This is a genomic window from Ruegeria sp. YTSA064, assembly GCF_059610325.1.
Genome location: NZ_JBXWNK010000014.1, coordinates 69,747 through 94,655 on the forward strand (window position 1 = coordinate 69,747; position 24,909 = coordinate 94,655).

Annotated in this window: 24 protein-coding genes; 12 read left to right on the forward strand and 12 right to left on the reverse strand. The window is 56.3% G+C overall.

What is annotated here, in order from left to right; genetic code table 11:
* Window positions 1-53: 53 nt before the first annotated feature.
* On the forward strand, window positions 54-656 hold the full coding sequence (locus tag AC2FI7_RS19340) for an alpha-ketoglutarate-dependent dioxygenase AlkB family protein (protein ID WP_029622179.1): 603 nt from the start codon (window positions 54-56) through the stop codon (window positions 654-656).
* On the opposite strand, the gene AC2FI7_RS19345 is transcribed toward AC2FI7_RS19340, so the two are convergent.
* Window positions 653-1,474, reverse strand: a complete 822-nt coding sequence (locus AC2FI7_RS19345) for an ABC transporter permease (protein ID WP_170471040.1) — start codon at window positions 1,472-1,474, stop codon at window positions 653-655. The two genes, AC2FI7_RS19340 and AC2FI7_RS19345, sit on opposite strands and share 4 nt — an antisense overlap.
* Before the next feature lie 123 nt (window positions 1,475-1,597).
* Between AC2FI7_RS19345 and cysQ the strand changes: the two genes are divergently transcribed.
* From cysQ to AC2FI7_RS19380, 7 genes are all read left to right on the forward strand, one after another.
* On the forward strand, window positions 1,598-2,395 hold the full coding sequence (gene cysQ / locus AC2FI7_RS19350; RefSeq protein ID WP_010442942.1) for a 3'(2'),5'-bisphosphate nucleotidase CysQ: 798 nt from the start codon (window positions 1,598-1,600) through the stop codon (window positions 2,393-2,395).
* The gene (locus tag AC2FI7_RS19355; RefSeq protein WP_010442943.1) at window positions 2,395-3,195 is read left to right on the forward strand and encodes a 3-deoxy-manno-octulosonate cytidylyltransferase family protein; all 801 of its coding nucleotides are present in this window, start codon (window positions 2,395-2,397) and stop codon (window positions 3,193-3,195) included. The genes cysQ and AC2FI7_RS19355 overlap by 1 nt, the downstream gene beginning before the upstream one ends.
* Window positions 3,192-4,175 (forward strand): UDP-glucose 4-epimerase GalE, encoded by a 984-nt coding sequence (gene galE / locus AC2FI7_RS19360; protein ID WP_496816724.1) that lies wholly within the window; start codon window positions 3,192-3,194, stop codon window positions 4,173-4,175. The genes AC2FI7_RS19355 and galE overlap by 4 nt, the downstream gene beginning before the upstream one ends.
* The gene (locus tag AC2FI7_RS19365) at window positions 4,172-5,218 is read left to right on the forward strand and encodes a glycosyltransferase family 2 protein (protein WP_496816726.1); all 1,047 of its coding nucleotides are present in this window, start codon (window positions 4,172-4,174) and stop codon (window positions 5,216-5,218) included. Before galE ends, AC2FI7_RS19365 begins: the two co-directional genes overlap by 4 nt.
* 149 nt (window positions 5,219-5,367) lie before the next feature.
* The gene (locus AC2FI7_RS19370) at window positions 5,368-6,354 is read left to right on the forward strand and encodes a glycosyltransferase family 2 protein (RefSeq protein WP_010442946.1); all 987 of its coding nucleotides are present in this window, start codon (window positions 5,368-5,370) and stop codon (window positions 6,352-6,354) included.
* Window positions 6,351-8,051, forward strand: a complete 1,701-nt coding sequence (locus tag AC2FI7_RS19375) for a DUF5927 domain-containing protein (protein ID WP_496816728.1) — start codon at window positions 6,351-6,353, stop codon at window positions 8,049-8,051. The genes AC2FI7_RS19370 and AC2FI7_RS19375 overlap by 4 nt, the downstream gene beginning before the upstream one ends.
* 6 nt (window positions 8,052-8,057) lie before the next feature.
* A complete protein-coding gene (locus AC2FI7_RS19380; RefSeq protein WP_010442948.1) occupies window positions 8,058-9,491 on the forward strand; it encodes a nodulation protein NodH in 1,434 nt (477 codons plus the stop codon).
* A gap of 1 nt (window position 9,492) precedes the next feature.
* Here the strand turns inward: AC2FI7_RS19380 and AC2FI7_RS19385 are convergent, their stop codons facing one another.
* The 8 genes from AC2FI7_RS19385 to hslO form a co-directional block, all read right to left on the reverse strand.
* Window positions 9,493-10,011, reverse strand: a complete 519-nt coding sequence (locus AC2FI7_RS19385; protein ID WP_029622180.1) for a L,D-transpeptidase family protein — start codon at window positions 10,009-10,011, stop codon at window positions 9,493-9,495.
* 62 nt (window positions 10,012-10,073) lie between these two features.
* Complete coding sequence (locus AC2FI7_RS19390) at window positions 10,074-10,859, reverse strand: ion transporter (protein ID WP_496816730.1); 786 nt, start codon at window positions 10,857-10,859, stop codon at window positions 10,074-10,076.
* Between the two features lie 22 nt (window positions 10,860-10,881).
* The gene (locus tag AC2FI7_RS19395; protein WP_496816732.1) at window positions 10,882-12,105 is read right to left on the reverse strand and encodes a class I SAM-dependent RNA methyltransferase; all 1,224 of its coding nucleotides are present in this window, start codon (window positions 12,103-12,105) and stop codon (window positions 10,882-10,884) included.
* Between the two features lie 39 nt (window positions 12,106-12,144).
* The gene (locus tag AC2FI7_RS19400) at window positions 12,145-13,977 is read right to left on the reverse strand and encodes an ABC transporter ATP-binding protein (protein WP_496816734.1); all 1,833 of its coding nucleotides are present in this window, start codon (window positions 13,975-13,977) and stop codon (window positions 12,145-12,147) included.
* On the reverse strand, window positions 13,974-15,812 hold the full coding sequence (locus AC2FI7_RS19405; protein ID WP_496816736.1) for an ABC transporter ATP-binding protein: 1,839 nt from the start codon (window positions 15,810-15,812) through the stop codon (window positions 13,974-13,976). Before AC2FI7_RS19405 ends, AC2FI7_RS19400 begins: the two co-directional genes overlap by 4 nt.
* Before the next feature lie 194 nt (window positions 15,813-16,006).
* Window positions 16,007-17,161 (reverse strand): CCA tRNA nucleotidyltransferase, encoded by a 1,155-nt coding sequence (locus tag AC2FI7_RS19410; RefSeq protein WP_496816738.1) that lies wholly within the window; start codon window positions 17,159-17,161, stop codon window positions 16,007-16,009.
* Entirely contained in the window at window positions 17,158-17,757 is a 600-nt protein-coding gene (locus AC2FI7_RS19415) for a CoA pyrophosphatase (RefSeq protein ID WP_496816740.1), read from the reverse strand. Before AC2FI7_RS19415 ends, AC2FI7_RS19410 begins: the two co-directional genes overlap by 4 nt.
* Window positions 17,747-18,733 carry an Hsp33 family molecular chaperone HslO gene (gene hslO / locus AC2FI7_RS19420; RefSeq protein WP_010442956.1) on the reverse strand — a complete coding sequence of 329 codons (987 nt, stop codon included), beginning with the start codon at window positions 18,731-18,733 and terminating at the stop codon, window positions 17,747-17,749. Before hslO ends, AC2FI7_RS19415 begins: the two co-directional genes overlap by 11 nt.
* 76 nt (window positions 18,734-18,809) lie before the next feature.
* Between hslO and AC2FI7_RS19425 the strand changes: the two genes are divergently transcribed.
* The gene (locus AC2FI7_RS19425; RefSeq protein WP_010442957.1) at window positions 18,810-19,253 is read left to right on the forward strand and encodes an NUDIX hydrolase; all 444 of its coding nucleotides are present in this window, start codon (window positions 18,810-18,812) and stop codon (window positions 19,251-19,253) included.
* Here AC2FI7_RS19425 and AC2FI7_RS19430 read toward each other — a convergent pair.
* Window positions 19,250-20,524 (reverse strand): PP2C family protein-serine/threonine phosphatase, encoded by a 1,275-nt coding sequence (locus tag AC2FI7_RS19430; RefSeq protein ID WP_010442958.1) that lies wholly within the window; start codon window positions 20,522-20,524, stop codon window positions 19,250-19,252. The two genes, AC2FI7_RS19425 and AC2FI7_RS19430, sit on opposite strands and share 4 nt — an antisense overlap.
* Before the next feature lie 121 nt (window positions 20,525-20,645).
* On the opposite strand from AC2FI7_RS19430, the gene AC2FI7_RS19435 reads away from it, so the two are divergent.
* Window positions 20,646-20,996 (forward strand): Hpt domain-containing protein, encoded by a 351-nt coding sequence (locus AC2FI7_RS19435; protein ID WP_010442959.1) that lies wholly within the window; start codon window positions 20,646-20,648, stop codon window positions 20,994-20,996.
* Here the strand turns inward: AC2FI7_RS19435 and ilvA are convergent.
* On the reverse strand, window positions 20,993-22,219 hold the full coding sequence (gene ilvA, locus AC2FI7_RS19440; protein WP_010442960.1) for a threonine ammonia-lyase IlvA: 1,227 nt from the start codon (window positions 22,217-22,219) through the stop codon (window positions 20,993-20,995). The two genes, AC2FI7_RS19435 and ilvA, sit on opposite strands and share 4 nt — an antisense overlap.
* A 57-nt stretch (window positions 22,220-22,276) precedes the next feature.
* On the reverse strand, window positions 22,277-23,044 hold the full coding sequence (locus tag AC2FI7_RS19445) for a hypothetical protein (RefSeq protein WP_010442961.1): 768 nt from the start codon (window positions 23,042-23,044) through the stop codon (window positions 22,277-22,279).
* A gap of 139 nt (window positions 23,045-23,183) precedes the next feature.
* Between AC2FI7_RS19445 and AC2FI7_RS19450 the strand changes: the two genes are divergently transcribed.
* Complete coding sequence (locus tag AC2FI7_RS19450) at window positions 23,184-24,410, forward strand: argininosuccinate synthase (protein ID WP_010442962.1); 1,227 nt, start codon at window positions 23,184-23,186, stop codon at window positions 24,408-24,410.
* A gap of 135 nt (window positions 24,411-24,545) precedes the next feature.
* Window positions 24,546-24,827: an SCP2 sterol-binding domain-containing protein gene (locus AC2FI7_RS19455; RefSeq protein WP_037321989.1), complete on the forward strand. Its 282-nt coding sequence runs from the start codon at window positions 24,546-24,548 to the stop codon at window positions 24,825-24,827.
* Window positions 24,828-24,909: the final 82 nt, after the last annotated feature.

The window sequence follows — 24,909 nt, forward strand, 5'->3', positions numbered from 1 at the left end:
GGGAATTTGTGGCCTTTTTTGGCAAGGTTCTGGCAAGGTTTGGGGATTCTTCCATGGCGCGGCTTCTTTTGCGCGGATTTGATATCCGCAAAGGCTATCTGGATGCGGTGTCGCAAACCCGCCTGGTTGACCTGTTGCGCCCGATTCTGAAGGCCGCACCGCTCTATCGGCCCTTCACCCCATCGGGCAAAGAAATGTCGGTACGCATGACCTCGGCCGGAGCATTGGGCTGGGTTACGGATCGGGCTGGCTATCGGTATCAGGATACCCATCCCAAAGGCATGACCTGGCCTGCAATCCCGGATGATATTCTGACGATCTGGCAAGACGTGACCGGTGCGGAACGTCAGCCCGATTGCTGCTTGATCAACTACTACGGCGAAGGCACCAAGATGGGCCTGCATCAAGACAAGGACGAGGCTGATTTTTCTTGGCCGGTGCTGTCGATTTCACTGGGCGATGACGCGTTATTCCGCATCGGCAATACGACACGCGGGGGCAAGACCGAGTCAATCTGGCTGAGCTCGGGCGATGTGGTGATCATGGGCGGACCTGCCCGGCTGACATATCACGGGATTGACCGCATCCGATTTGGATCATCCAAACTGCTGCCGAAGGGCGGGCGTATTAATCTGACGCTTCGGGTCGCCACCTAGCGACGCGCCTCCCAGCTTTTTGACACGTGTTTGCGCGTGTAGAATTCAGCCAGCAACCCGATCATGGTCAGGACAATCCCCACCCAAAGCGCATATTCCCAGCTTGTGTTGCGAGGAAAATAATTCCGGAACACAAAACCACGGCATTGGTCGATAACATGAAACAGCGGGTTCCAGGCAAACATGGTCAGCATGAACCCGCCCAGCGCGTTTCCCACGAACATCTTGCCGGAAAAAACCATATTCATCCGCCGATAGACATTTTTCAGGATGGTCACTGTATTGGGAAACCACGGCTTCAGCGCCAGTAACACGAGCCCCACCGAACACCCCGTAAACCAGGCAAGCACAAGCATGGCAAAAGCTCCGCCTGGCTCCTGAATCTCGAGCGGCGAAACGGCAACACTGTAGACAAACAAAATCACCAGGATCGAGACAAGTTGGGTATAGAGCGTGCCTAGCGCCGAAGCCGCCAGCATCACCATCATGGTCATCGGCGAATGCAAAGTCATGGGATTGTTGCCATCTCCGACACCGGCAATGGCACCGACCGATTTGATATGTGTCAGAAACAGAAACACTCCAGACAGCAGAAAAAGTATGAACTCACCGCGTATCTTCGCGATCCGGGTGCCCATGAAAGACAGGATCAAGTAGAACGCTCCGGCGACTACAACCACCTGAAGAATATTTATAAGGATCGCCATCACCGCATTTGAATGCTGCGAACGGATATTGCGCACAATCGCATGGAATATCAGTTCAGCTGTGGTGAAGGCCCCGCCCAACAACGACTGATTTCGCTTATAGTGAAACACGCGACCACTCTTTCCTGCTCATGTCACCTGCAATCTGGCACGAATTTCTTGCTGTTCCGTATCTAGCGCACCATAAGTCCGTAAGAAACTTGGATCAACAAATCTCAAGAACGGAGCTTTTTTGTGACCTATGACGCCCTGATACCCGTCATCCGGCGGCTGGCCCTTCAGGCAGGCGACAAGATCATGCAGATCTACGAGGCGGATGATTTCGACGTCAAAGTCAAATCCGATTCCAGCCCAGTGACCGAGGCGGATGAGGCCGCAGATGCGCTGATCTCGGCCGGGCTGCGCGAAGCTTTTCCCGAAATTTTACTAGTGACTGAAGAGCAGGCGGACTCGCACTCGGAAAAAGGTGAGACCTTTCTGATCGTCGATCCGCTGGACGGCACCAAGGAATTCATAAACCGTCGTGGCGATTTCACGGTGAACATCGCATTTGTTGAGAACGGCGTACCGACGCGCGGCGTGGTTTATGCGCCCGCACGGGGGCGGATGTTTTATACGCGGGCCGATGGGCAAGCGGTTGAGGAAACTGGCGCGCTCGACAAGGATCAGCCGGGTGCGCTAACGCCAATAGCAGTCTCTAAACCAGACAATTCAGCTCTGATGATCGTTGCCTCCAAGTCGCATAGGGATCAGGCGACCGAGGATTACATCAACAAGTATCAGGTGCGCGACAGCAAAAGCGCCGGGTCGTCGCTGAAGTTCTGCCTGGTAGCAACGGGTGAGGCTGACCTTTACCCCCGCGTAGGCCGTACTATGGAATGGGACACCGCAGCGGGCCATGCAGTACTGGCCGGTGCTGGTGGAGATGTCGTGCGCTTTGATGACCACACCCCGCTGACCTACGGCAAAGACGGCTATGCCAACCCATTTTTCATCGCCTATGCTCCGGGCGTCGACCTGAAGGAAGCCTGATGTCTGTTCTGATCGCCATTCCCGCCCGCTACGCGTCGACCCGCTATCCGGGCAAACCTCTGGTGCCGCTGACCGGGGTCAATGGTACAGCCATGACACTGATCGAACGGTCCTGGCGCGCCGCCATTTCGGTCGCGGGTGTCGATCGGGTCGTCGTGGCGACAGACGATGACCGCATTCGCGAAGTATCCGAAGGGTTCGGGGCCGAAGTGATCATGACCTCGGATACCTGTCGCAATGGCACCGAGCGCTGCGCCGAAGCACATACGGCGCTGGGCAGCGGTTATGAGATCGTAGTGAACCTGCAGGGCGATGCACCATTGACGCCGCACTGGTTTGTCGAAGACCTGATCTCAGGCTTGCGCGATGCCCCTGAGGCCGGTGTGGCCACCCCGGTTCTGCGCTGCGATGGCGACGCTCTGAACGGGTTGTTGAATGACCGCAAACACGACCACGTTGGGGGTACGACAGCAGTGTTCGGCAATGATCACAGTGCGCTCTATTTCTCGAAAGAGGTAATTCCCTTCACCTCTGAGACCTATGCCAACGATGATCCAACTCCGGTCTTTCATCATGTCGGAGTCTACGCTTATCGGCCAGATGCACTGGCAGACTATCCCTCCTGGCCGACCGGCCCGCTGGAAACAATGGAGGGCCTTGAACAACTGCGTTTCATGGAAAACGGTCGTAAGGTTCTGTGCGTAGAGGTGGAAGCCAAGGGCCGTCAATTTTGGGAACTGAACAACCCCCAGGATGTCGCCAAGATCGAAGAAATGATGGCCGCGATGGGACTGGAATGACCCATATTCTGGTCACCGGCGGCGCGGGCTATATCGGTTCGCATGCCTGCAAGACGCTTGCAAAGGCGGGCTATATTCCGGTGACCTATGACAATTTGGTCACCGGTTGGCAGGATGCGGTGAAATTTGGTCCGTTCGAACGGGGCGACCTACTGGATCGCGCGCATCTGGACGCCGTCTTTGCCAAGTACCAGCCAGCCGCCGTGATGCATTTCGCAGCCCTCAGCCAAGTAGGTGAGGCAATGTCCGAGCCTGGCAGGTACTGGTCGAACAATGTGACCGGCTCTTTGACGTTAATCCAAGCGGCGGTCGACGCGGGCTGTTTGAATTTCGTCTTTTCATCGACCTGCGCCACTTATGGAGAACACGACAATGTCGTGCTCGATGAAACCTCACCTCAACAACCGCTGAACGCCTATGGCGCCTCAAAACGCGCGATCGAAGATATCCTGCGTGATTTCGAATTCGCCTACGGGCTAAACCATGTGATCTTCCGATACTTCAACGTCGCCGGGGCCGACCCGGATGCCGAAATTGGTGAATTCCATCAACCCGAGACCCATCTGGTGCCGCTGATGCTGGACGCTGTCGCCGGTAAGCGCGATGGTCTTACAGTGTTCGGCACCGATTATGACACGCCCGACGGTACCTGTATTCGCGATTATGTGCACGTCTGCGATCTGGTCGCTGCGCATGTTCTTGGTCTGAAGTGGCTGGAACAAGGCAAAGAGAGCCGTGTGTTCAATCTGGGTACCGGATCGGGATTTTCGGTTATGGAGGTGATCGAGCATTCGAAGGCTGTCACCAATCGAGCGGTGCCCTACAGCATCGGCCCACGCCGGGCAGGGGACTGTACACGTCTGGTATCCGGTTCAACCCGCGCAGAACAAGAACTAGGCTGGATGCCAAAAAGATCTACGTTAGAGACGATGATCACCGATGCGTGGCGCTGGCATCAGAATGGCAGCTACAAAAAGTGAGCACCAAGGATCAGCCGCTAAGCTGGGGGCAGCGATACAAGCTGCGCCTAAAGCGTAAGCGGCTTTTATGGCGGTCTTTTCGTAGCCGCCATCAGTTAACTTCGCGTGCAGACAAAACGCAACAAATCGCGCCGGGAGCTATCCTTGCCTTTACCACTCTACGGAACGAGATCACCCGATTGCCGTGGTTTTTTCATCACTACCGGACGCTGGGTGTAGATCATTTTCTGATTGTGGATAACGGCAGCGACGACGGATCGACCCAGTACTTGCTTGATCAGCCAGATGTATCTCTGTGGCAAACAACTACTAGCTATCGTGCGTCCCGGTTCGGATTGGATTGGCTGACATATCTGCAGTGGAGATTTGGCCACGGGCATTGGACGCTTATGGTCGATACCGATGAATTGCTTGTCTATGCCCATCACGACACGCATTCGTTACACGATTTGACGGGCTGGCTGGACGCGCGTGGGCAGTCCGCCTTTGGCGCATTGATGCTGGATCTGTTTCCCAAAGGCCCAGTGGGCACGCAGTACTATGACCCGCAATCCGATCCCACTGATGTTCTGAACGGGTTCGACCCCGGCCCCTACAGATCCCAACGTCAATTTCCATTGGGCAACTTGTGGGTTCAAGGCGGGACGCGCGAGAGAGCTTTCTTTTCGGACCACCCTGAAAGATCCCCGACTCTGAACAAAATCCCTTTGATCAATTGGTCGCGACATATGGCTTATGTGAATTCCTGCCACTCCGCCCTGCCGCGAGCCCTGAATTTTGAATATGACGGGCCAGAGGGGCAGGCTCCTTCGGGCGTTTTGCTGCACACGAAATTCCTGCCGGGGGTTGTAGAACAATCGCAGATAGAAAAACACAGGCGCCAGCATTTCCACGACCCTGAAAAATTCAGCACATATTATGATGGGATAATTAATAAGCCCGATCTTTGGGGGTCTGATTCTGTAAAGCTGCGCGATTGGCAACAATTGGAGACTTTGGGGCTGCTGAACGGCGGCGGCTTTCCAGCCACTACGGGGAAGTAAACGGGATTTAAACCCATTGCTTCGCAAGGTAACTAGATGTCATAAAACGATGACGGCTCGGCACCACTCAGGCCTCAGGCGGCCCCGGGCAGACGCGCGTATATCAAAAAAGGTTGGGCAGCCGCGTGAGCCTTTTGGATTCCTATCGCATGAGATTGCGACGCAAGCGTCGCCTTTTGCGGTGCCTGCGCAAAAGACGCGAATTGAAAGCGATACAGAACAACACGTCAGATATTCGCCCGCAAGACATCTTGTTGATGAGCGTCGTGCGAAACGAATGTATCCGCCTGCCTTATTTTCTGGACTATTACCGCAAGCTTGGCATCAACCATTTCCTATTCGTCGACAACAATAGCGATGACGGAACGCGTGAATTTTTAACCGACCAACCAGACGTGTCACTGTGGTGGACGGATGCCAGCTACAAAAGTTCGACTTATGGGCTGGACTGGTCAAATTATCTGTTGCGAACCTATGCCCACAAACACTGGGTTTTGACCGTCGATCCGGACGAGTTCTTTGTTTACCCGTTCTGTGATACCCGCCCGATAAGGGCGTTGACCGACTGGTTGGATGACACCAGCGTTCGTAGTTTCGGCACAATGCTGATCGACATGTATCCTGAGGGGGTCGTCGAAGACACGCCCTATCATGCCGGTCAGAATCCGTTCGAGATCGCCCCGTGGTTTGACTCAGGCAACTACATGATCGCCCGGAATCCCACCTATGGAAACCTGTGGATTCAAGGTGGTGCCCGAGCACGGGTTTTCTTTCATGATACGCCCGAAAAAGCCCCTGCACTGAACAAAATCCCTTTGGTGAAATGGCATCGCCGATACGCCTATGTCAGCTCGACCCATGCGCTGCTGCCCCGTGGCCTCAACCAAGTTTACGAGGAACGTGGGGGTGAAAAAACCAGCGGCGCACTGCTACATGCTAAGTTAATCGACACTCTGGGCAACAAGGCCCGTGAGGAACTAAGCCGCAGCCAGCATTATCGCGCCTCGGGCGAATATAGAGCTTATGCCGAACACTTGGAGAATAAGCCCGTTTTCTGGAACAACTGGTCCGAGAAATACATCAACTGGCGACAGCTTGAGATCCTCGGCATGATGTCAAAAGGGAACTGGGCATGAGCAGCCTGGGCATCGTCATGCTGGTGCACACCGCACTCGACCGAGTAGAGCGGGTGGCGCGGCATTGGACCGCATCGGGCTGCCCGGTCGTGATCCATGTGGATCGCAAGGTGACCAACTCGGCATATTCCACTCTGGTCACCGCCTGTTCAGATAATCCTTTAATCCAGTTCTCGGATCGACATGTCTGTGAATGGGGTGGGTGGGGCATCGTTGCAGCCTCACAGTCCGCTGCAACTCAGATGTTGGACAGTTTCCCGCAGGTGCGTCACGTTTTCCTTGCCTCGGGTGCTTGTTTGCCGCTTCGCCCTGTGGGCGAGCTGATGGATTATCTGGCTGATCGCCCCCGCGTTGATTTCATCGAAAGCGCCACAACACGCGATGTCAGCTGGACCATGGGGGGGTTGGATCTTGAACGCTTCACGCTGCGTTTTCCGTTCTCATGGCGCAAACAGCGGAGATTGTTTGACGCCTACGTGCGGCTTCAACGCGTAGTAGGAATGCGCAGGGCGATCCCTGAAGGTCTTGTGCCACATATGGGCAGCCAATGGTGGTGCCTGACACGGCAAACCCTGTCAGCCATTTTGCAGGACCCCAAGCGCCCGGACTATGACCGGTATTTTCGGAGGGTCTGGATCCCGGACGAAAGCTATTTCCAAACACTCGCGCGCCTGTATTCCACGCATATCGAAAGCCGGTCGCTGACACTGTCGAAGTTCGACTATCAGGGCCGACCTCATATGTTCTACGACGACCACCTACAATTGCTACGCCGCTCGGATTGCTTTGTGGCGCGGAAAGTCTGGCACGGAGCAGACAGGCTGTATCAATCCTTTTTGTCGGATGAAAACAGCGCGATGACACCGGCTGAGCCCAATCCGGGAAAGATCGACCGAGTGTTTTCTAAAGCTGTCGAGCGGCGCATTCGCGGCCGGGACGGATTGTACATGCAGAGTTGTTTTCCGCGCGCGACAAGCGAACGCGGCCTAACCGCTTTTCCTTATTCCGTGCTTCAAGGCTTTTCAGAGCTGTTTGAAGATTTCGAGCCCTGGCTTGCAAATGTGACGAGTGCACGGGTGCACGGACATCTGTTTCACCCGGAGAAGGCGCAATTTGCAAACGGTGGCACAATGATGAACGGCGCGCTTCCAGATTGCGCGTCTCTCCGCGACTACAATCCGACTGCATTCCTGTCGAACGTCATCTGGAACACACGGGGCGAGCGCCAATGTTTTCAATTCGGACCGACTGATTCCCAACAGATCAACGAGTTCCTGTTGCGCGATCTGAACGCCAGTATTGCAATCATCACTGGCGCCTGGGCGGTTCCCTTGTTCAGGTCCAACATGAACTTTGCCGATATTCGGTGTGAAGCTGCCCGTTTGCAGCAGCGGGAAACAAAGCAGCTTGAGTTGCTGGATACAGCCCGCGCAAAATCTAGAATACGGGTCTGGACTATGGCTGAGTTCGTGGAATCCCCCATGGAACACCTGCAGACCGTGCTTGAAGATATGGGTGCGCCCCCGCCCACCCACTTGACCGAGGCACCCACGATGGTGGATCTGACGGGGTTTGGTAAGTTTCTGCAGAATCTCAAAAACCAGGGCATGCATCCCTATTTGATGGGTGATTTTCCTGTTAACGATGTATTTGGCGGACAAGCCAAATCGTTCAAAAAGCCCTATCTGGTGCAGTAATTAAAAATGACCCGCCTCTTCGATTACTTCATCGTACTGGCCGATATGCGCACTGGCTCGAACCTGTTGGAATTGCAGTTGAATACGCTCGACGGGGTGACCTGTCACGGTGAGGCGTTCAACCCCTACTTCGTCGGCCTGCCAAAACTGGATAGCGTTCTTGGGTTTACTCTAGAAGATCGCGAGAACGATCCTCTGGCTCTGATCAATGCGATCCGAAACGCACCGGGCGAGATGAACGGCTTTCGATTCTTCAGTGATCACGATGCGCGTGCTCTTGGGCCTGCGCTTGATGATCCACGCTGTGCCAAGATCATCCTGAAGCGCAATCCTCTGGACAGCTACATCTCGTGGAAAATCGCATTGGAGACCAAGCAGTGGAGATTGGTAAACATCAAGCAGCGCCGCGATGCGCAGGTCACCTTTGACACCGAAGAGTTCTGTGACCAACTTGAACAACGGCAGGCGTTTCGACAGACCGTTCTCAAGCACTTGCAAACCACAGGGCAGACGCCGTTTTATATAGACTATGACGATCTGAATGACCTGGACGTTCTGAACGGGCTTGCAGCCTGGCTGGGCGTCAGCGCACGGCTTGCCGAGCTGAACCAACATCTCAAGCGCCAGAACCCCGCACCCGTCTTGTCGAAAGTGACCAATCCAGACGACATGGAGCAGGCACTGTCACAGTACGACTGGTTCAAGTTGCACCAAATCCCAAATTTCGAGCCGCGCCGCGGTCCTGCCGTCTCGCGCTATGTGGGCGCGGCAAACACGCCCCTGATGTATCTACCCGTGCGCGGTGGCCCCGAGGCGGAAGTGGCGCAATGGCTCGCCGATCTCGATGGAGTCACAACCGATGACCTTATCACTGGCCGCAATCAGAAACAGACGCGTCAATGGATGCAAAGCCATCCCGATCACCGCAAATTCACAGTGTTACGGCATCCGTTGGCACGCGCGCATGCGGTATTCTGTGACCGTATCCTGCACACCGGCCCCGGCGCCTATGTCAGCATCCGTAATATGCTGAGCCGGCGGTACAAAGTGCCGCTACCTGCCAAAGGTGATCTAGGTGCTTATTCACTTGACCAACATTACGAAGCTTTCTCGGCATATCTGGGCATGTTGCGCAGTATTCTTGCGGGTCAGACCCCGATCCGCGTCGACGGAGAATGGTGCGGGCAGGCGCAAACACTAGAAGGCATGGCTGGATTCACCCTACCCGATCTGATTCTGCGTGAGGTTGAGATGGCAATCAAATTGCCCGAGCTTGCCCGTCAAGTGGGACACGAAGCACCGCCAACTCCGGTGAAGGCAATGCCTGATGTGCCCTTCTCGCTGGATCAAATTTACGATGCACGGCTTGAAGCGCTGGCAGCCGAAGCCTACCAGCGCGACTATGTGCAGCTCGGGTTTGGTGCTTGGAAACCGCTTTGATTCAGGGACGCAGAGTGATGACAGTTCCCTCGTTCACCATCGCGTAAATCTCTTCGATCTCGTCGTTTTTCACAGCGATGCAGCCCGCTGTCCAATCAGGCGTCTTCTTCGCACGCTTGAACTCGGATCGTAGGTTCGGCTGTCCGTGAATGAAGATATCGCCACCCGGATCAACGCCAGCGGCCTTGGCCTTCGCCCGATCTTCCGAGTTCGGATACGAGATGCCCAGCGACAGGTGATACCGACTACGTGGGTTGCGGCGGTCAATCAGATAAGTGCCCTCAGGCGTGCGTCCATCGCCTTTTTTGGATTTTGTACCTCTGGGCGCAAATCCCAGATCGACATCATATTCCCGTAAAATCTGCTCGTTATGAAGAAGATACATCTTGCGTGCGCCCTTGTTGATGACCAATGAGGTCACCTCGGGCCCGCGATAAGAAAGAAATCTGGGTTTCGCTGAGGCGCACGCTGAAAGGCTCAGCGTTGCCATCGCGCCCATTCCAAATGCTCGACGATCCATAGTTTTCACTGCCTGATGCTCTTTTTTGCCCATTATTATGCCAGATTTGTGCGAAACTTAAATCACTTTTTGATGTGCGACTGTTCCATTAGGCGGCGTTCAATCGACTCGAGCCTTTCAAGAACCTCGTCACGATAGGCGTCGGTTTTGACCTCATCCTCGGCATGGTGGGCATCCTGCATCGAGTTCACGATCAAACCAACCAGAAGGTTAACCACCGCAAAGGTGGTCACCATGATGAAGGGAACAAAGAATAGCCAGGCGTAGGGATAGACCTCCATCACCGGGCGGACGATCCCCATGGACCAGCTTTCCAGCGTCATGATCTGGAACAGCGTATAGGCAGACATGCCCAGATCACCGAACCAATCCGGAAAGCTGTATGAGAACAGTTTGGTCGAGATCACCGCGCCGATATAGAACAAGATCGCCATCAGCAAGAACACGCTGGCCATGCCCGGCAGCGCCGAGATGAAGCCTTCGACCACCCGGCGCAGGCGCGGCGCAACGGAGATGACGCGCAATACCCGCAAGATACGCAGTGCCCGAAGAACAGAAAGCGCCCCCGCGCTGGGGACAAGGGCGACACCCACAATCACAAAGTCAAAAATGTTCCAGCCGCTTGTGAAGAACCGACGCCCGGTCGCGATCAGTTTCACCACGATTTCGATGACGAAGATGGTGAGGCACAGTTTATCAAGCGTCACGATCAGCGGGCCTGCCGCCTCCATCAGCGTGGGTGATGTCTCCATCCCCAACAGGACCGCATTGAACAGGATCACGCCGGTGATGAACTTCCCGAAAGTCGGCGCTTCGATGATGGGCAGCAGTCGTTGGGCGATCACCATGCGGGTGGTCCTTATCTCAGGGTTAATTGTTCAAAATGAACCGAGCGGCAAGTTCGGTGTGTGACGACCATCGAAATTGGTCAACCACCTGCACCCATTCAAGGGTATATCCGGCGTTAACCAATATTTTTGCATCGCGGGCAAAGGTCACTGGATTGCATGCGACATATGCGAGCACTGGACGCTGGGCCTGCGCTAACTCGGCCACCTGCGCCTCGGCCCCTGCGCGCGGCGGGTCTAGCACGACAGCATCGAATTTCTTGAGCTCATCGGGCATGAGCGGGCGGCGAAACAGGTCTCGGGCCTCGGTTGTGACCTGTTTCAGGCCTTGCGCCTTGCGGCATCCCTGATCCAAGGCCTTCGTCATTTCGGCCTCGCCCTCGACCGCATGCACCTCGGCTGTCTGTGCCAGCGGCAGCGAGAAAGTTCCGCATCCCGCGAAAAGATCGACGATCCGCTTGGCCCCCAGCGTCGCATCGGAAACGGCCTGTAATAGAGCCTGTTCTCCATCCTTGGTGGCTTGCAAAAACGCCCCGGGCGGCGGGGTGACGCCAGCGTTTCCAAAGTGTTGGATCGGAGGTTCACGCATGGCGATTACTTCATCATCCCAACTGAGCCGGGCAAGGCCGTGGTGCTCGGTCGCTTGCGCGAGCGCCAGTTCCAATGGTCCATCCAGCGGTTTGCCGCCTTTAATCGCCACATCCAGACCGCCTTCGGACAGGGTCAGCGTTACGGCCAACACGCCTTTGCGGCTGCCACCCAACACGGCCAAGGCTTCGGCCACCGGAATGGCGTCGATCAAGGTGGGATGCAGCAGGTGACAATCCGGGATTTCGGTGATCGTGTCCGAAGCGCGTCCGTGAAACCCGGCCAGAGTACCCTTTTTGGTGCGCCGAACGGCGATGGTCGCACGGCGGCGCGATCGCTCGGGCGAGGTGTGAATGGGCCGCATCGGGGCATCGAGCCCCTGCGCGGCGAGCGCGTTGCGGACCACGTCGATCTTCCAGTTGGCGACAAAGTCGTCAGCTGCGTGCTGCAGCTGGCAACCCCCACAGGCCTTGTAATGACGGCAGGGTGCTTTGACCCGCTGATCCGAAGGCGTTTCTACACGGATGTCTCTCAGGAACTGCCCCAGCAGCGTGCCGCTGACCACCTCACCCGGCAGGGTGCGTGGCGCATAGATGGGACCATCGGCGATCCCGTCGCCCTGATGTCCGAGGCGGTTAATGGTGTAGTGCTGCGTCATGGGGGCCTGATACCGGGGGTTTGCGACCAACAAAACCCCTTATTCTGCCGCTTCCGCCTGAATGAATCCACCCGACTGACGGTGCCAGAACCGGGCATAAAGCCCGCCACGTTCCAATAGCGCCTTATGTGTTCCGCTCTCGACGATATGCCCATGATCCAGAACGATGATCCGATCCATCTCGCTGAGCGTGGACAGACGGTGCGCGATCGCCAGAACGGTCTTGCCCTGCATCACTCGGTGCAGCGCGGCCTGAATCGAAGCCTCGACCTCGGAATCCAGCGCCGAGGTCGCCTCGTCCAGAACCAATATTGGAGCGTCTTTCAGGATAGCACGGGCCAAAGCGATTCTCTGCCGTTGTCCGCCGCTGAGTTTCACACCCCGCTCACCGAGATGCGCATCATAGCCCTTACGCCCCTGCGCATCTTCAAGCCCCAGGATGAATTCATGCGCCTCGGCCTTAGTCGCGGCCTCAATCATTTCAGCCTCGGACGCGTCAGGACGGCCATAGAGGATGTTTTCGCGCGCCGAGCGGTTGAACATCGCAGTTTCCTGCGTGACCATCCCGATCTGTTGGCGCAGACTGTCCTGTGTCACCCGAGAAACATCCTGCCCGTCAATTGAGATGACGCCATTTTCCCCGTCATAGAGCCTAAGTAGCAGTGAAACCAAAGTGGATTTCCCCGCACCTGAGGCCCCAACAATGCCCAGCTTCTCACCCGGTGTCGCCGTGAGATGCAGGTCCGATACGCCACCCACATCTCGGCCATAGGCAAAACTGACATGGTCAAAGGCGATCTCACCTTCCGTAACCACAAGCGGAGTCGCATTCAGGGCATCTTCGACCCGGTCGCGCTTGGTCAGGGTATGCATCCCGTTCTCGATCTCGCCAACATTGGCGTATAGACCCATCAACGTGAAACTGACCCAGCCGGTCATTTGTGAGATACGGATCGCCACGGCACCAGCCGCTACGATATCCCCGGCAGACGCGCCGCCCACCCGCCAAAGCCACAGCGTCGCACCAATCAGCAGGACTGGCAGAACCCCGGCTAGCGTCATCAGGATGAACCGGAAACTGGCCGACAACTTGCCGAATTCCAGCGACCGTTCTCGCAGGTCGACCATAGAGTTGCGCGCAGCGTGGTCTTCGAATTCCGAATGAGCGAACAGTTTGACCGTCTTGATATTTGTAATCGTGTCGACCACTTGCCCCGACACCATCGCCCGTGCTCCAGCACGCGCGGCAGAGCGCACACGAATGCGTGGAAGATACCAGCGCACCAGCAGGAAGTAGACAACCAACCAAGCGGCGAACGGGACCATCACAAGCGGATGAATAGACCCTAACAAAAGCAATGACCCCGCAAGCGAGGCCAAGGCGAACACAATCGCGCTGATGGTTTCGGACACCACCTGCGTCATCGCATTTGAGGTTTGCATCTGTTTTTGGGCAATCCGCCCGGCGAAATCATCGTCGAAATAGGTCACCGATTGACCCAGCGTCCAGCGGTTCAGCTTGGCTAATACCAGTGGTGTGATGTTGGGCATGACGATGTAGTTATTCGTGATCGATGACAGCCCAAACAGCGCGGGACGCAACAGCATGAAGAATGCGACAGCACCCAAAATGATCGCAATATTGCCGCCGGTCAAAAACGCGTCGGGCCCGCTGGTTGTAGTCAGATCGATAACCCGTCCCAAGACCCAGGCGGTGCCGGCCTCCATACCGCCTGCGATCGCCGAGAACGCAGCAGCGACGAACAGCATCGGCCAGGCGCCGGACAGGCTCCAGCGAATGAACGCCCCCAGCGTTTGCGGCGGGGGCGTTTCGATGTCTTTGAACGGTTGGATGAGGTCGGCAATCCTCATTCAGCGGCCTCCGGGTTAAGGAAGCCCCCAGATTGCCGCGCCCAGAACTGGGCGTAAAGTCCTCCTTGCGCCAGCAATTCGGAATGGCCGCCCTGTTCGACGATGCGACCACCATCCATCACCAGAATGCGGTCCATCTGCGCAATCGTGCTGAGCCGGTGCGCAATGGCGATCACGGTCTTGCCTTGCATCATGCCGTAGAGTGTTTCCTGTATCGAAGCTTCGACTTCGGAATCTAGGGCGGATGTCGCCTCATCCAACAGCAAAATCGGTGCATCTTTAAGGATCACACGCGCCAGCGTCACCCGCTGCCTCTGACCGCCAGACAGTTTCACACCCCGCTCGCCAACATGCGCATCGTAGCCAGTGCGGCCTTCCGGATCCTGCAGATCAAGGATAAACTCATGCGCTTCGGCCTGTTTTGCGGCGGCAATCATCTGTTCCTCAGTCGCATCAGGCCGGCCATACAATATGTTGGCCCGCACCGAGCGGTGCAATAGAGCGCTGTCTTGCTGGACCATCCCGATATGGCTGCGCAGGCTGTCCTGCGTAACCTTCGAGATGTCTTGACCATCGATCAGGATCGCGCCTTTCTCGACGTCGTAAAACCGCAGAAGTAGCTTTACTAGAGTCGATTTTCCGGCCCCCGACCGCCCGATCAGGCCAATCTTTTCGCCTGGCCGGATGGTCAGGTTGACGTGATCTAAACCACCAGTTTCGCGCCCATAATGATGCGACAGGTCGCGGATTTCGATCTGGCCATTGCCCAGCCGCAAGGATTTCGCATTAGGCTCATCCAACAAGTCGATCGGCTGTGCAATGGTCTGCATCCCTTCGGCAACGATGCCCAGTTCCCGGAAGAAACTGGTCAACGCCCACATGATCCACCCGGTCATGGCATTCAGCCGCAGCGTCAACGCAGTGGCGGCGGCCACCACACCGACCGTAGCGCTACCTTGCGCCCAAAGCAGGATCGCCCAGCCGACGACGCCCACGATCAGCACACCGTTCAACGCAACCAGTGCGGCATCCATGATGGTGAAAATCCGCATCTCGATCTGGAAAGTGCGGCGGGTTTCTGCAATCGCCTCGCGCGCATAATCCTGTTCCTGCGTGTCATGGGCAAACATCTTGATGGAGTGAATGTTGGTATAGCTGTCCACCACGCGCCCTGTTACGGTCGAACGCGCATCAGACGCGGCTTGCGACGCGGGTCCGACCCGCTTGACGGTCCACCGCACCAAGGCCCCATAGAACACCAACCAAATCAATAACGGCAGCAACAGGCGCGGATCAGCCGCCATCAGCAATATGGCCGCGCCGATCATGTAGGCGATCGAGAATGAAATCGCGTCAAAGACCTGAAACACCACCTCGCCCGCAGCGGGCGGGGTCTGAACAACCCGGTTTGCGATACGCCCTGCAAAGTCATTCTCGAACCAGCCAACTGATTGACGCAACACATGTTTATGCGCTCGCCAGCGGATCAGCGTGCCGAAGTTTGGCAGGATCGTGTTGTTGAGCAAAAGCACATCAACAAACTGCAAAATTGGACGAATGAACAGAATCAGCGCGGCGACCACGATCAGCTCGGTCCCGTGCGCCTGCCAAAATTCAGCGGGTGAACTTCCCAGCAAGTCCACAACGCGGCCCATGTAGAAGATTAGCCCGACCTCGACAGCAGCAACGATCACAGACATCAACGCGGCCCAGACAAAGATGCGCATGAACGGCTGCGAATAGCCCAGCATGAAGGGCCACAGCCGCGTAGGTGGGGTATCTATCTGTTCATAGGCGACAAAAGGGTCAACAAGGTTTTCGAAGTAGCGAAACATGGAGAGTGCCCCGATTGAGCAAAAAATAGGTCATGCGAAGAAAGATGGCGCCAGAACACCACCCCTACGGGTCAAAGTGTTCCGGGCTTTAGCCGAACCAGATCCCGTAATACATTCGCATTCCTCCCTCCATATGAGTCTGGCGCACCCTGCCAAATCAAATCGGATTTGTCATCCCCTTTTGAGACTTCAATTTATTCTGCCAGCAATTCTTCGCGGCTGAGCGTGAAATCCGATGCGATCCACCGCGCCTCAAGCTCGGCCAGTTTTGCGCCCAGCGCGGGACCCGAGAAGGCTGGGATCAAATCCGGCGCCTTGATCGGGAAACTGGCCGCCGCCCCATGTTGCAAGGCTTGGCTCAGGTCGTCTGACCATGGCTGTTCAAGAAATGCGTGGCGCAAAAGCGTCTCGTGTAAACCGCCTTCCGAGCCATAGCGGTAACCCAGTTCCGTGACGCTGGTCGTCGCCATCGCTTCGTCGCGCATCCGAGTCAGTCTTTGCAGTTGCGCACGGCTGAGGCGCAGGGTTTTTGCGAATTCGGGTGGTGCAATTGCAGCCAAACGGCGAATCGCTTCGGGCGTGGCGTGGGCGTCTTGTTCCAACTTGATGAGGATCGCCAAAGCCCGGTCGTCCGCGCCGGGTAAAAGCTGCGCCAGAACACCTGTGCTGCGCATGGCGGCAACCGACGGAGCGGGGTCAGGCGCAGCGAGAAGTTTCAGCATCTCGGCCCCAACCCTTTCGCGGGAAAGTGTCTCTAACCCGTCCAAATTCGCAGCAATCGCATCCAGCGCATCGGGGTCGAAGCCCTGGTCTGCATCACCATACCAAGCGTGAAAGCGGAAGTATCTGAGCGATCGCAGGTAGTCTTCGCGGATGCGATCACTGGCCTCCCCGATGAACCGCACGCGACGCGCCTGTAGATCCGGCAAACCGTTCAGCGGATCAAGGATCGTGCCGTCAGGTTTGGCGTAAAGCGCGTTCATAGTGAAATCACGACGCGCAGCGTCTTCTTCGACCCTGTCTGAAAAGGCCACAACCGCACGTCGACCATCCGTTTCGACATCACGGCGGAACGTTGTGACCTCATGAGGAATACCCTTGCTGACGACGGTTACCGTGCCATGTTCGATCCCAGTCGGGATTGGTTTCAGCCCAGCCTTCTGCGCCAGTTCCATAACCCGCTCGGGCTTTGCATCCGTGGCAATATCGATGTCTGAAACCGGTGCGTGCAGCAGAGCATTGCGCACACAACCACCGACGAATAGCGCCTGCGCCCCACCGTTAGTCAGTGCGGCGCACACATCCTGTGTGGCTTGTTCGGTTAACCAATCTTCTGTGATCCGCTTCATTCACTCATCCGCGCTGCCAGTCCCCGCAGCATCCGCGCCGTTGCTCCCCAGATGTAGTAGGGGCCATAGGGCACAGCATAGTAATACCGTCTTTGGCCGCGCCAACGGCGCGACTCGACGACATAATTCTCTGGGTTCAAGACATGCGCAAGCGGAACTGAGAAGACCTCATCCACTTCGCCCGGTTCGGCGATGGTTTCGAAGCTGGCTTCAAGGATCGCAACAACAGGCGTGACCGAAAAGGAGGTTACGGTTTCATGGGTTGGCAGATGGCCCAGTATGCGCGGCAATTCGGGTGGCAGACCGATTTCTTCTCGGGCTTCGCGTAAGGCGGTGGCCGTGACATCCGCGTCACCTTCATCCTGTTTTCCACCCGGAAAGGCAATCTGGCCCGGGTGGTGCTGCAACGCCGAAGAGCGCTTGGTCAGGATCAACTGCGGCACATCGCCGACTATGGAAATAGGCACTAACACACCCGCAGGGCGCAATTTGCGCCCCGCAGGCAGCACCGTCTCCGGGTTCAGATCAAAGTCACTGGACCCATCGCCATTACGACCCAGAGCCGCTGTCAGTTCCGAGATCAGATCACGCGCCATCCGGACCTTCGGCCTCGAACCCGACGGTCGTTGGATCCAGCACGTAGTGCGCACCGCAGAATTGACAATCTGCTGTGACGGTGCCTTCGTCCGTGGTCATTGTCGCAATATCCTGCGCCGAATAGATCGACAGGCTTTGGCGCACGCGATCTTCGGAACAGGTGCAGCCGAATTTTACCTGCTGCGCATCATAGACGCGAGGCTGTTCCTCGTGAAACAGGCGCACCAGAAGGTCGGTTGGCGCAACGGACGGCCCGATCATCTCCAGATCATCTACGGTGTCGAGCAGGATGTTAACGCGATCCCAGTTCTCGCCCTCTTCACCATCCACCAGATCCGAGGCGGTCAGAATCTCTCCGCTGCCTTCCCCGGATGCGGCAAAGGGCGAAGCCTTGGGCATGTGCTGCAACATAATCCCGCCTGCGCGCCAGTGTTCCCCGACACCGGGTTCGGTCGATTTGCCGAAGCTCAGTGAAAACCTGGTTGGCAGCTGTTCAGACTGTGCAAAGTAAGCCTCGGCACAGGCGCTCAGCGATCCGCCGGCCAATGGCGTGATGCCTTGGTAGGGCTGCGTGCCCTCGCCCTGATCGATCATGATGGCGAAATAGCCCTCGCCCACCTGATCGAAGGGGGCAGCATCGGTCAGCCGGTCACGATCAAAGCTGGCGTAGGCACGGATTTGCGCGGGCTCACCTTCGACCTGCGGCGCGTAGTAATCGGTTGCGATCATCCGTACGGCGCCCTTGGACTGCACCTGCAAAGACAGCTTCCAGCGCAGCGATACTGTCTGCCCGATCAATGCGGTCAGCAGGGCCATCTCGGCCACCAGCGCCTCGACCACCTCAGGGTAGTCGTGCTGTTTCAGGATGCCGTCCAACACACCGTCCAGCCGCGCCACGCGGCCACGCATGTCCGATACATCGAGTTGAAAGGGCAGGACCGTGTCGTCCCACGCGATTTTGGTTCCAATAGACATGGGGTTTCCTTAAGCGCCACAGGTTGGCATACCGCCACCATATAGGTTGAACAGTTTTGGTTGAAAGGGGCCTTACATGATCAGACGGTTCGGTGAAAGCCCCGAGGCAGATCGTAAATACACCCGGCGAGTCGGCGTTTATGCTTTGCTACCTCAGGGCAACCGTTTGTTGCTGACCTGTCAGCTGGAACCTGGCCCCGATCTTCAGCTGCCGGGCGGCGGCATCGATCCCGGGGAATCACCCATTACGGCGCTTCACCGTGAGGTTTACGAAGAAACCGGTTGGCTGATCGCCGCACCCCGGCGTATGGGTGCGTTTCGGCGATACACCTACATGCCGGAATACGACCTGTGGGCCGAGAAAGTCTGCCTAATCTACCGCGCCCACCCCGTCCGTCGCCTAGGCCCTCCGACCGAAGACATTCATGAGGCCATTTGGATGGAGACCGCAGATGCCGTTCATCTGTTAGGCAATGAGGGCGACGCCCATTTCGCCCAGCGCCACCTGCATGGGCTCTAAGGTCCGTTATATTCGAAAAACACGGCAGAGACGTCATCGGTCATGCCGCTGTCTGGCGACATCACCTGACTGAGTCGCCAGAACATATCCTCAAGGAATTCCGGCCCTCCGTTATCTTCAGCGCACTCGACAGCCATTGACCTAAGCCCGTCTTCGTCCAGCAAACTGCCATCGGCGAGCTGACATTCTGTAAACCCGTCCGAGTGCAACAGCAGCTTGTCGCCCGGCTGCATATAGGTTTCGGTTTGCTGAAACTGTGCTTCCGGCAGCAGACCAATTGGAAACCCACCTTCGCCCAAAAACTCGGTTTTGCCATCATGGCGCATCAGCAGCGGATGCGGGTGACCTGCCTGCACCATTTTTAGATGTCCGTTGCGAAGATCAACGATGGCATAAACCATCGTAAAATACTCTTCGATCCCGGTGTCGGCGATCAGACGGGAGTTGAGCAGAGACGCGACCTCTTCGGGCGGTAGCAAGGCGTAGAATTTGCTGAACCGGCGTTCCATCGCGATGTTCTGGTCGAAATGCGTACTGGACAGATACCCGCCCAGACGAGCCGTCATCATCGCGGACGTGATGCCATGGCCTGAGACATCGATACTATAGAACCCCAGCCGATTAACACCGGGTGAGAACATTCCAACAAGATCGCCGCCGATATGCCCACAGGGTTTCAAAAGCAGGCTGACCTGAGATTTACCGAAGGTTCCCTTCAACTCTGGCACCAGCGATTCCTGAATCTTTCGCGCCTGTATCAGGTCTTTATCGATCGCGTCATGGGCGAGCTTCAGCTCGTTCAGCGCGGTTTCGATCAGCTGGTTTTTGCGCGACAGCTCGCGCTGCATGTCCAGAATACGCGCACCAGCCGAGATGCGCGCACGCAGTTCATCCGCCTCAAGAGGTTTGATCAGGAAATCGTCTGCGCCTGCGTCTAGCCCTTTTGCGACCTCCTGCTTTTCGCTTTTTGAGGTCAGAAGGATGAAATAGCTATATTGATCACTATCCAGCTCTCGGAAGGCGCGACAGAACTCCAGCCCGCCCATGCCGGGCATAACCCAATCGCTAAGCACCAGATCGGGCGTATCGGTTGCGCAATACTCAATCGCAGCCTCGCCGCTATCGGCCTCAAGAACTTCGAACCCCCACTTCTTCAGCGAGGCCAGCAGAATGCGCCGCTGCAGACGGCTGTCGTCTACAACAAGAACCTTACGGATCGCGCCAAAATCCAGCTCGACCCGGGTCTCAACATGACTGGCATCCGGCACCATGAAGTCCCTGTACTTGCTCAACTCTCCAGTTGACAAAACGCTAAGGGCGTCAACTTAACATCCGATGAAAGATCGAGCAGCCAAAGTTTAACTCCAGATTTACCCGCAGCAGGATACCAATATGCAACCGCAAGAGGGTGGCATGATTCAGTGGTCCAGAGTCAGACAGTTACGTGATGAAGTCGGCGCAGAAGAGTTCGATGTGGTTGTTGATATCTTTCTGGACGAGGTTCAGGAGGTCATCAAGAAGCTGCGCGATGATACGGCCCGGATCGAGATCGAGCAGAACCTGCATTTCCTGAAAGGCAGCGCATTAAGTCTTGGGTTCGACAGCTTCTCGAAGCTATGTCAGGACGGCGAGCGACGGGCCGCTGCCGGCGACGGCGCTGCAGTCGATCTGGGTGAAATCTGTACGGCTTTTGACGCTTCGAAAGCCTTGTTTCAGGAGGGTCTCGCCGAAAACCTGCTCTAAATTACAAACTGCGCCAGGGTCTCGTCCTCGGTGATATCTGTATACGTGAACCCTGCGTCATCCAGATGCGCGAACAGACGCATAAAATTCTCGGGTTTGCGGGTCTCTATGCCGATCAGCACGGAACCAAAGTTGCGTGCCGATTTTTTCATGTATTCAAATCGTGCAATATCGTCCTCTGGGCCAAGGATGCCCAAGAACTCTTTCAACGCACCTGGGCGCTGCGGTAGTCGTAGGATGAAGTATTTCTTCACGCCTGAATAGCGCTGCGCGCGCTCTTTCACTTCAGGCAGGCGCTCGAAATCAAAATTGCCTCCAGAGGTTACACACACCACGGTCTTGCCGCGGATAAAGCTCTGGACATCGGCAACCGCCTCAATCGCCAAGGCGCCAGCTGGCTCCAAAACGATGCCTTCGACATTCAGCATCTCGATCATGGTGGTACAAATCCGATCCTCGGACAGGACCAGAACATCTGACAGATGATGATCCTTCAGCAGCTCAAAGGGTTTCGCACCAATTTTTCCGACTGCCGCGCCGTCTACAAAATTGTCCACGTGCTCCAACGCCACCGGATGTCCCGCTGCCATTGCCGCATGCAAGCACGCGCCGCCTTTTGGCTCCACAAATAAACAATGCGTCCGGCCCCCAAACCACGTGGCGACCCCCGAAGACATTCCGCCACCACCAACAGGCAGGATCACGTGATCAGGCACGCCGCCCAATTGCGCTTCGATCTCAACCGCCAGAGAGGCCTGTCCCTCGATCACATCAGCATCGTCGAACGGAGACAAGAAATGCCCACCCTGCTCTGCACACCAGGATTGAGCGGCGGACAGAGTATCGTCGAAATAGTCACCGGTCAGATGTATCTCGATATTGTCACCACCAAAGATACGGGTTTTCTGTATCTTCTGCTGCGGCGTTGTCACCGGCATGAAAATCACACCCTTCACGCCCAGATGCTTGCACATATAGGCCACGCCCTGCGCGTGATTGCCTGCGCTGGCACAAACGAATAGCTCCTGCCCCTGCTGCTTGCGCATCGCATTGAATGCGCCGCGGATCTTGTAGGACCGCACCGGGCTGAGGTCTTCGCGCTTGAGCCAGATATCCGCGCCATAACGTTCGGACAGATGGGCATTCCGCTGTAGAGGCGTTGCTGGAAAAACAGAGCGCATCGCCTGTTCGGCAGCGCGGGCACGGGGCATGAAATCAGTCATGTCGATTTCCCTGCCCGATCACCGCTGAAAGGGCAAGGAATACATATGTGTACGGGCTCAGGACAACTCGCGTTTCTCGATGAACACACCATAGATCGTCGTCAGGATGCTAACATTGATCAATGGGACGATCAGCATGCTCGCAAACAAGACAATGAAGATACCGATGATCGGGACGAACAGCAGCAGTGATGCCAGCAGCTGAAGCAACAATTGGAAGAGGATAGACAAGACGACCAGAAGTGCGATTGCTCCGCTTGCGCCAGAGGTCGCCTGCCAAGCTTCAGACAGCTTTAGCGGTTTTCCGATCGCTGCGGCGGGCAAAATCGCGGAGGCCCGATAGAAGCCGATGGTGAGAAAGATGATCAAACCCAGCCAAACCAGAATTCCTAGCACTGCAGAGGCTTGCGCCATCATGCTCATGATCAACGTCCCCGGTATCATGATTATTAGAGCGATTAGGCCGAGCATCAGGAGACGTCCGAAATAGGCGAGCACACGGTCGAACCTGAAAGACGGAACCAAACCGCTTGGATATTCCTCAAGAAGAACAAAGCGGTGCCACGACACGACAATCCACAGCATGACCCCAAATATAACGATCATAAAGCAGAGCAGAAATCCGGTGAAGGATGCCGCCGTTACACCGTCAGGAAAGCCAGTGGTTTCACTGTTAAATTCTTCAAAAGGGATGCCGAACAGAAAGAACAAGCCGATTGCTAGGAAGCCGCCAATCAACGCTGGTACAACAGAAATCTGCAATGCCTGTGTCAGATTCCTAAGAACCATTCTCACCGAATGCACGAATATCTCTAATCCCAGCATAAAAACCGCCCTCTCAACTATTCCTTGTTCTCTAACGGACCGTTTCACCTCAATTCCCGCCCTGCGTCAATCCACACAGCTTGCCCCCGCGTCCAAAACCCGCTAGGGGCCAGTCGTTCTACGCATAAAGGGAAGTCAGATGTCCGCGCCCAAGAAAGTTGTTCTGGCCTATTCCGGTGGCCTTGATACCTCAATCATTCTGAAATGGCTGCAGACCGAGTATGGCTGTGAGGTCGTGACCTTCACCGCCGACCTGGGTCAGGGTGAAGAGCTTGAGCCTGCCCGCAAAAAGGCAGAGTTGCTTGGGATCAAGCCCGAGAACATCTATATCGAGGACATCCGCGAAGAATTCGTCCGCGATTTCGTCTTCCCCATGTTCCGCGCCAACGCGGTTTATGAAGGTCTATACCTGCTCGGTACGTCCATCGCGCGACCTCTGATCTCGAAACGTCTGGTTGAGATTGCTGAGGCGACCGGTGCTGATGCCGTCGCCCATGGCGCGACCGGCAAGGGCAACGATCAGGTGCGGTTCGAACTGGCGGCTTACGCGCTGAACCCCGACATCAAGGTGATTGCCCCCTGGCGCGAGTGGGACCTGACCAGCCGCACCCGTCTGCTGGAATTTGCTGAGGCGAACCAGATCCCGATTGCCAAAGACAAGCGCGGCGAAGCGCCGTTTTCGGTCGACGCCAACCTGCTGCACACCTCGTCCGAAGGCAAGGTTCTGGAAGACCCCGCCGATATGGCCCCCGATTACGTCTACCAGCGCACCGTCCACCCCGAGGACGCGCCTAATGAGCCCGAGTTTATCGAGATCGGCTTTGAAAATGGTGACGCGGTCAGTATCAATGGTGAGGCGATGAGCCCCGCAACCATCCTGACCAAGCTGAACGAATATGGCGGCAAGCACGGTATTGGCCGTCTCGATCTGGTCGAAGGACGCTTCGTTGGCATGAAATCGCGCGGCATCTACGAAACTCCCGGTGGCACCATACTGTTGGAAGCGCACCGTGGCATCGAATCCATCACCATGGATCGCGGTGCGATGCATCTGAAAGACCAGTTGATGCCGCAATATGCTGAGCTGATCTATAACGGTTTTTGGTACAGCCCCGAGCGTGAGATGCTGCAGGCGGCCATCGACAAATCACAAGAGCACGTTACTGGCACCGTCCGCGTGAAACTGTACAAAGGTTTGGCCTCGACCGTGGGCCGCTGGTCGGATCATTCGCTCTATTCCGAAGCACACGTGACCTTTGAGGAAGACGCCGGCGCATACGATCAGAAAGACGCAGCAGGTTTCATCCAGCTGAACGCACTGCGCCTGAAACTCTTGGCGGCGCGTGACAAACGACTGAACAAGTAGGCAATCAGAATTCGAAAAACGGCCCCGGTGTCCGATAAGGCGCCGGGGTTTTTCTTTGCACGGTTCCCGTCAGGTCAGGCTTGCCCGGATCAGGCGTTTGTCTTTACGCATACGTCAACCAAAGAAGGACGGATCATGCTGCAAGACATCGCCGACGGAATTCAGAAAGGTCTGAATGGCAAGGGCTTTGACGGATCACTGAAATTCGATTGCGGTGAGGATGGCGTGATTGTCCTGGCCGACAACACTGCCTCAACCAAAGATCGCGAGACCGATTGCACCATCCGTATCTCGCGCGATAACCTGACCAAACTGCTGACCGGCAAGCTGAACCCGATGACCGGGGTTGCTTTGGGCAAGCTGAAGATCTCAGGCAATATGGGTGTGGCGATGAAGCTGGGGCAGTTGCTGGGCTGATAAACTCATCTCACCAGCGCGTGACAAATCATGTCAGCACATTGCACAAGCGCAATCCGGCGGGCAGCTTGGTTTCGGAAGG

What these genes read in the sequence shown, in the direction of transcription:
- AC2FI7_RS19340 (WP_029622179.1), top strand. Translation starts at nt 54, where the DNA reads ATGGCGCGGCTTCTTTTGCGCGGATTTGATATCCGCAAAGGCTATCTG.
- AC2FI7_RS19355 (WP_010442943.1), top strand. Translation starts at nt 2,395, where the DNA reads ATGTCTGTTCTGATCGCCATTCCCGCCCGCTACGCGTCGACCCGCTAT.
- galE (WP_496816724.1), top strand. Translation starts at nt 3,192, where the DNA reads ATGACCCATATTCTGGTCACCGGCGGCGCGGGCTATATCGGTTCGCAT.
- AC2FI7_RS19370 (WP_010442946.1), top strand. Translation starts at nt 5,368, where the DNA reads ATGAGATTGCGACGCAAGCGTCGCCTTTTGCGGTGCCTGCGCAAAAGA.
- AC2FI7_RS19375 (WP_496816728.1), top strand. Translation starts at nt 6,351, where the DNA reads ATGAGCAGCCTGGGCATCGTCATGCTGGTGCACACCGCACTCGACCGA.
- AC2FI7_RS19380 (WP_010442948.1), top strand. Translation starts at nt 8,058, where the DNA reads ATGACCCGCCTCTTCGATTACTTCATCGTACTGGCCGATATGCGCACT.
- AC2FI7_RS19385 (WP_029622180.1), bottom strand. Translation starts at nt 10,011, where the DNA reads ATGGATCGTCGAGCATTTGGAATGGGCGCGATGGCAACGCTGAGCCTT.
- AC2FI7_RS19390 (WP_496816730.1), bottom strand. Translation starts at nt 10,859, where the DNA reads ATGGTGATCGCCCAACGACTGCTGCCCATCATCGAAGCGCCGACTTTC.
- AC2FI7_RS19395 (WP_496816732.1), bottom strand. Translation starts at nt 12,105, where the DNA reads ATGACGCAGCACTACACCATTAACCGCCTCGGACATCAGGGCGACGGG.
- AC2FI7_RS19400 (WP_496816734.1), bottom strand. Translation starts at nt 13,977, where the DNA reads ATGAGGATTGCCGACCTCATCCAACCGTTCAAAGACATCGAAACGCCC.
- AC2FI7_RS19405 (WP_496816736.1), bottom strand. Translation starts at nt 15,812, where the DNA reads ATGTTTCGCTACTTCGAAAACCTTGTTGACCCTTTTGTCGCCTATGAA.
- AC2FI7_RS19410 (WP_496816738.1), bottom strand. Translation starts at nt 17,161, where the DNA reads ATGAAGCGGATCACAGAAGATTGGTTAACCGAACAAGCCACACAGGAT.
- AC2FI7_RS19415 (WP_496816740.1), bottom strand. Translation starts at nt 17,757, where the DNA reads ATGGCGCGTGATCTGATCTCGGAACTGACAGCGGCTCTGGGTCGTAAT.
- hslO (WP_010442956.1), bottom strand. Translation starts at nt 18,733, where the DNA reads ATGTCTATTGGAACCAAAATCGCGTGGGACGACACGGTCCTGCCCTTT.
- AC2FI7_RS19425 (WP_010442957.1), top strand. Translation starts at nt 18,810, where the DNA reads ATGATCAGACGGTTCGGTGAAAGCCCCGAGGCAGATCGTAAATACACC.
- AC2FI7_RS19430 (WP_010442958.1), bottom strand. Translation starts at nt 20,524, where the DNA reads ATGGTGCCGGATGCCAGTCATGTTGAGACCCGGGTCGAGCTGGATTTT.
- AC2FI7_RS19435 (WP_010442959.1), top strand. Translation starts at nt 20,646, where the DNA reads ATGCAACCGCAAGAGGGTGGCATGATTCAGTGGTCCAGAGTCAGACAG.
- ilvA (WP_010442960.1), bottom strand. Translation starts at nt 22,219, where the DNA reads ATGACTGATTTCATGCCCCGTGCCCGCGCTGCCGAACAGGCGATGCGC.
- AC2FI7_RS19445 (WP_010442961.1), bottom strand. Translation starts at nt 23,044, where the DNA reads ATGCTGGGATTAGAGATATTCGTGCATTCGGTGAGAATGGTTCTTAGG.
- AC2FI7_RS19450 (WP_010442962.1), top strand. Translation starts at nt 23,184, where the DNA reads ATGTCCGCGCCCAAGAAAGTTGTTCTGGCCTATTCCGGTGGCCTTGAT.
- AC2FI7_RS19455 (WP_037321989.1), top strand. Translation starts at nt 24,546, where the DNA reads ATGCTGCAAGACATCGCCGACGGAATTCAGAAAGGTCTGAATGGCAAG.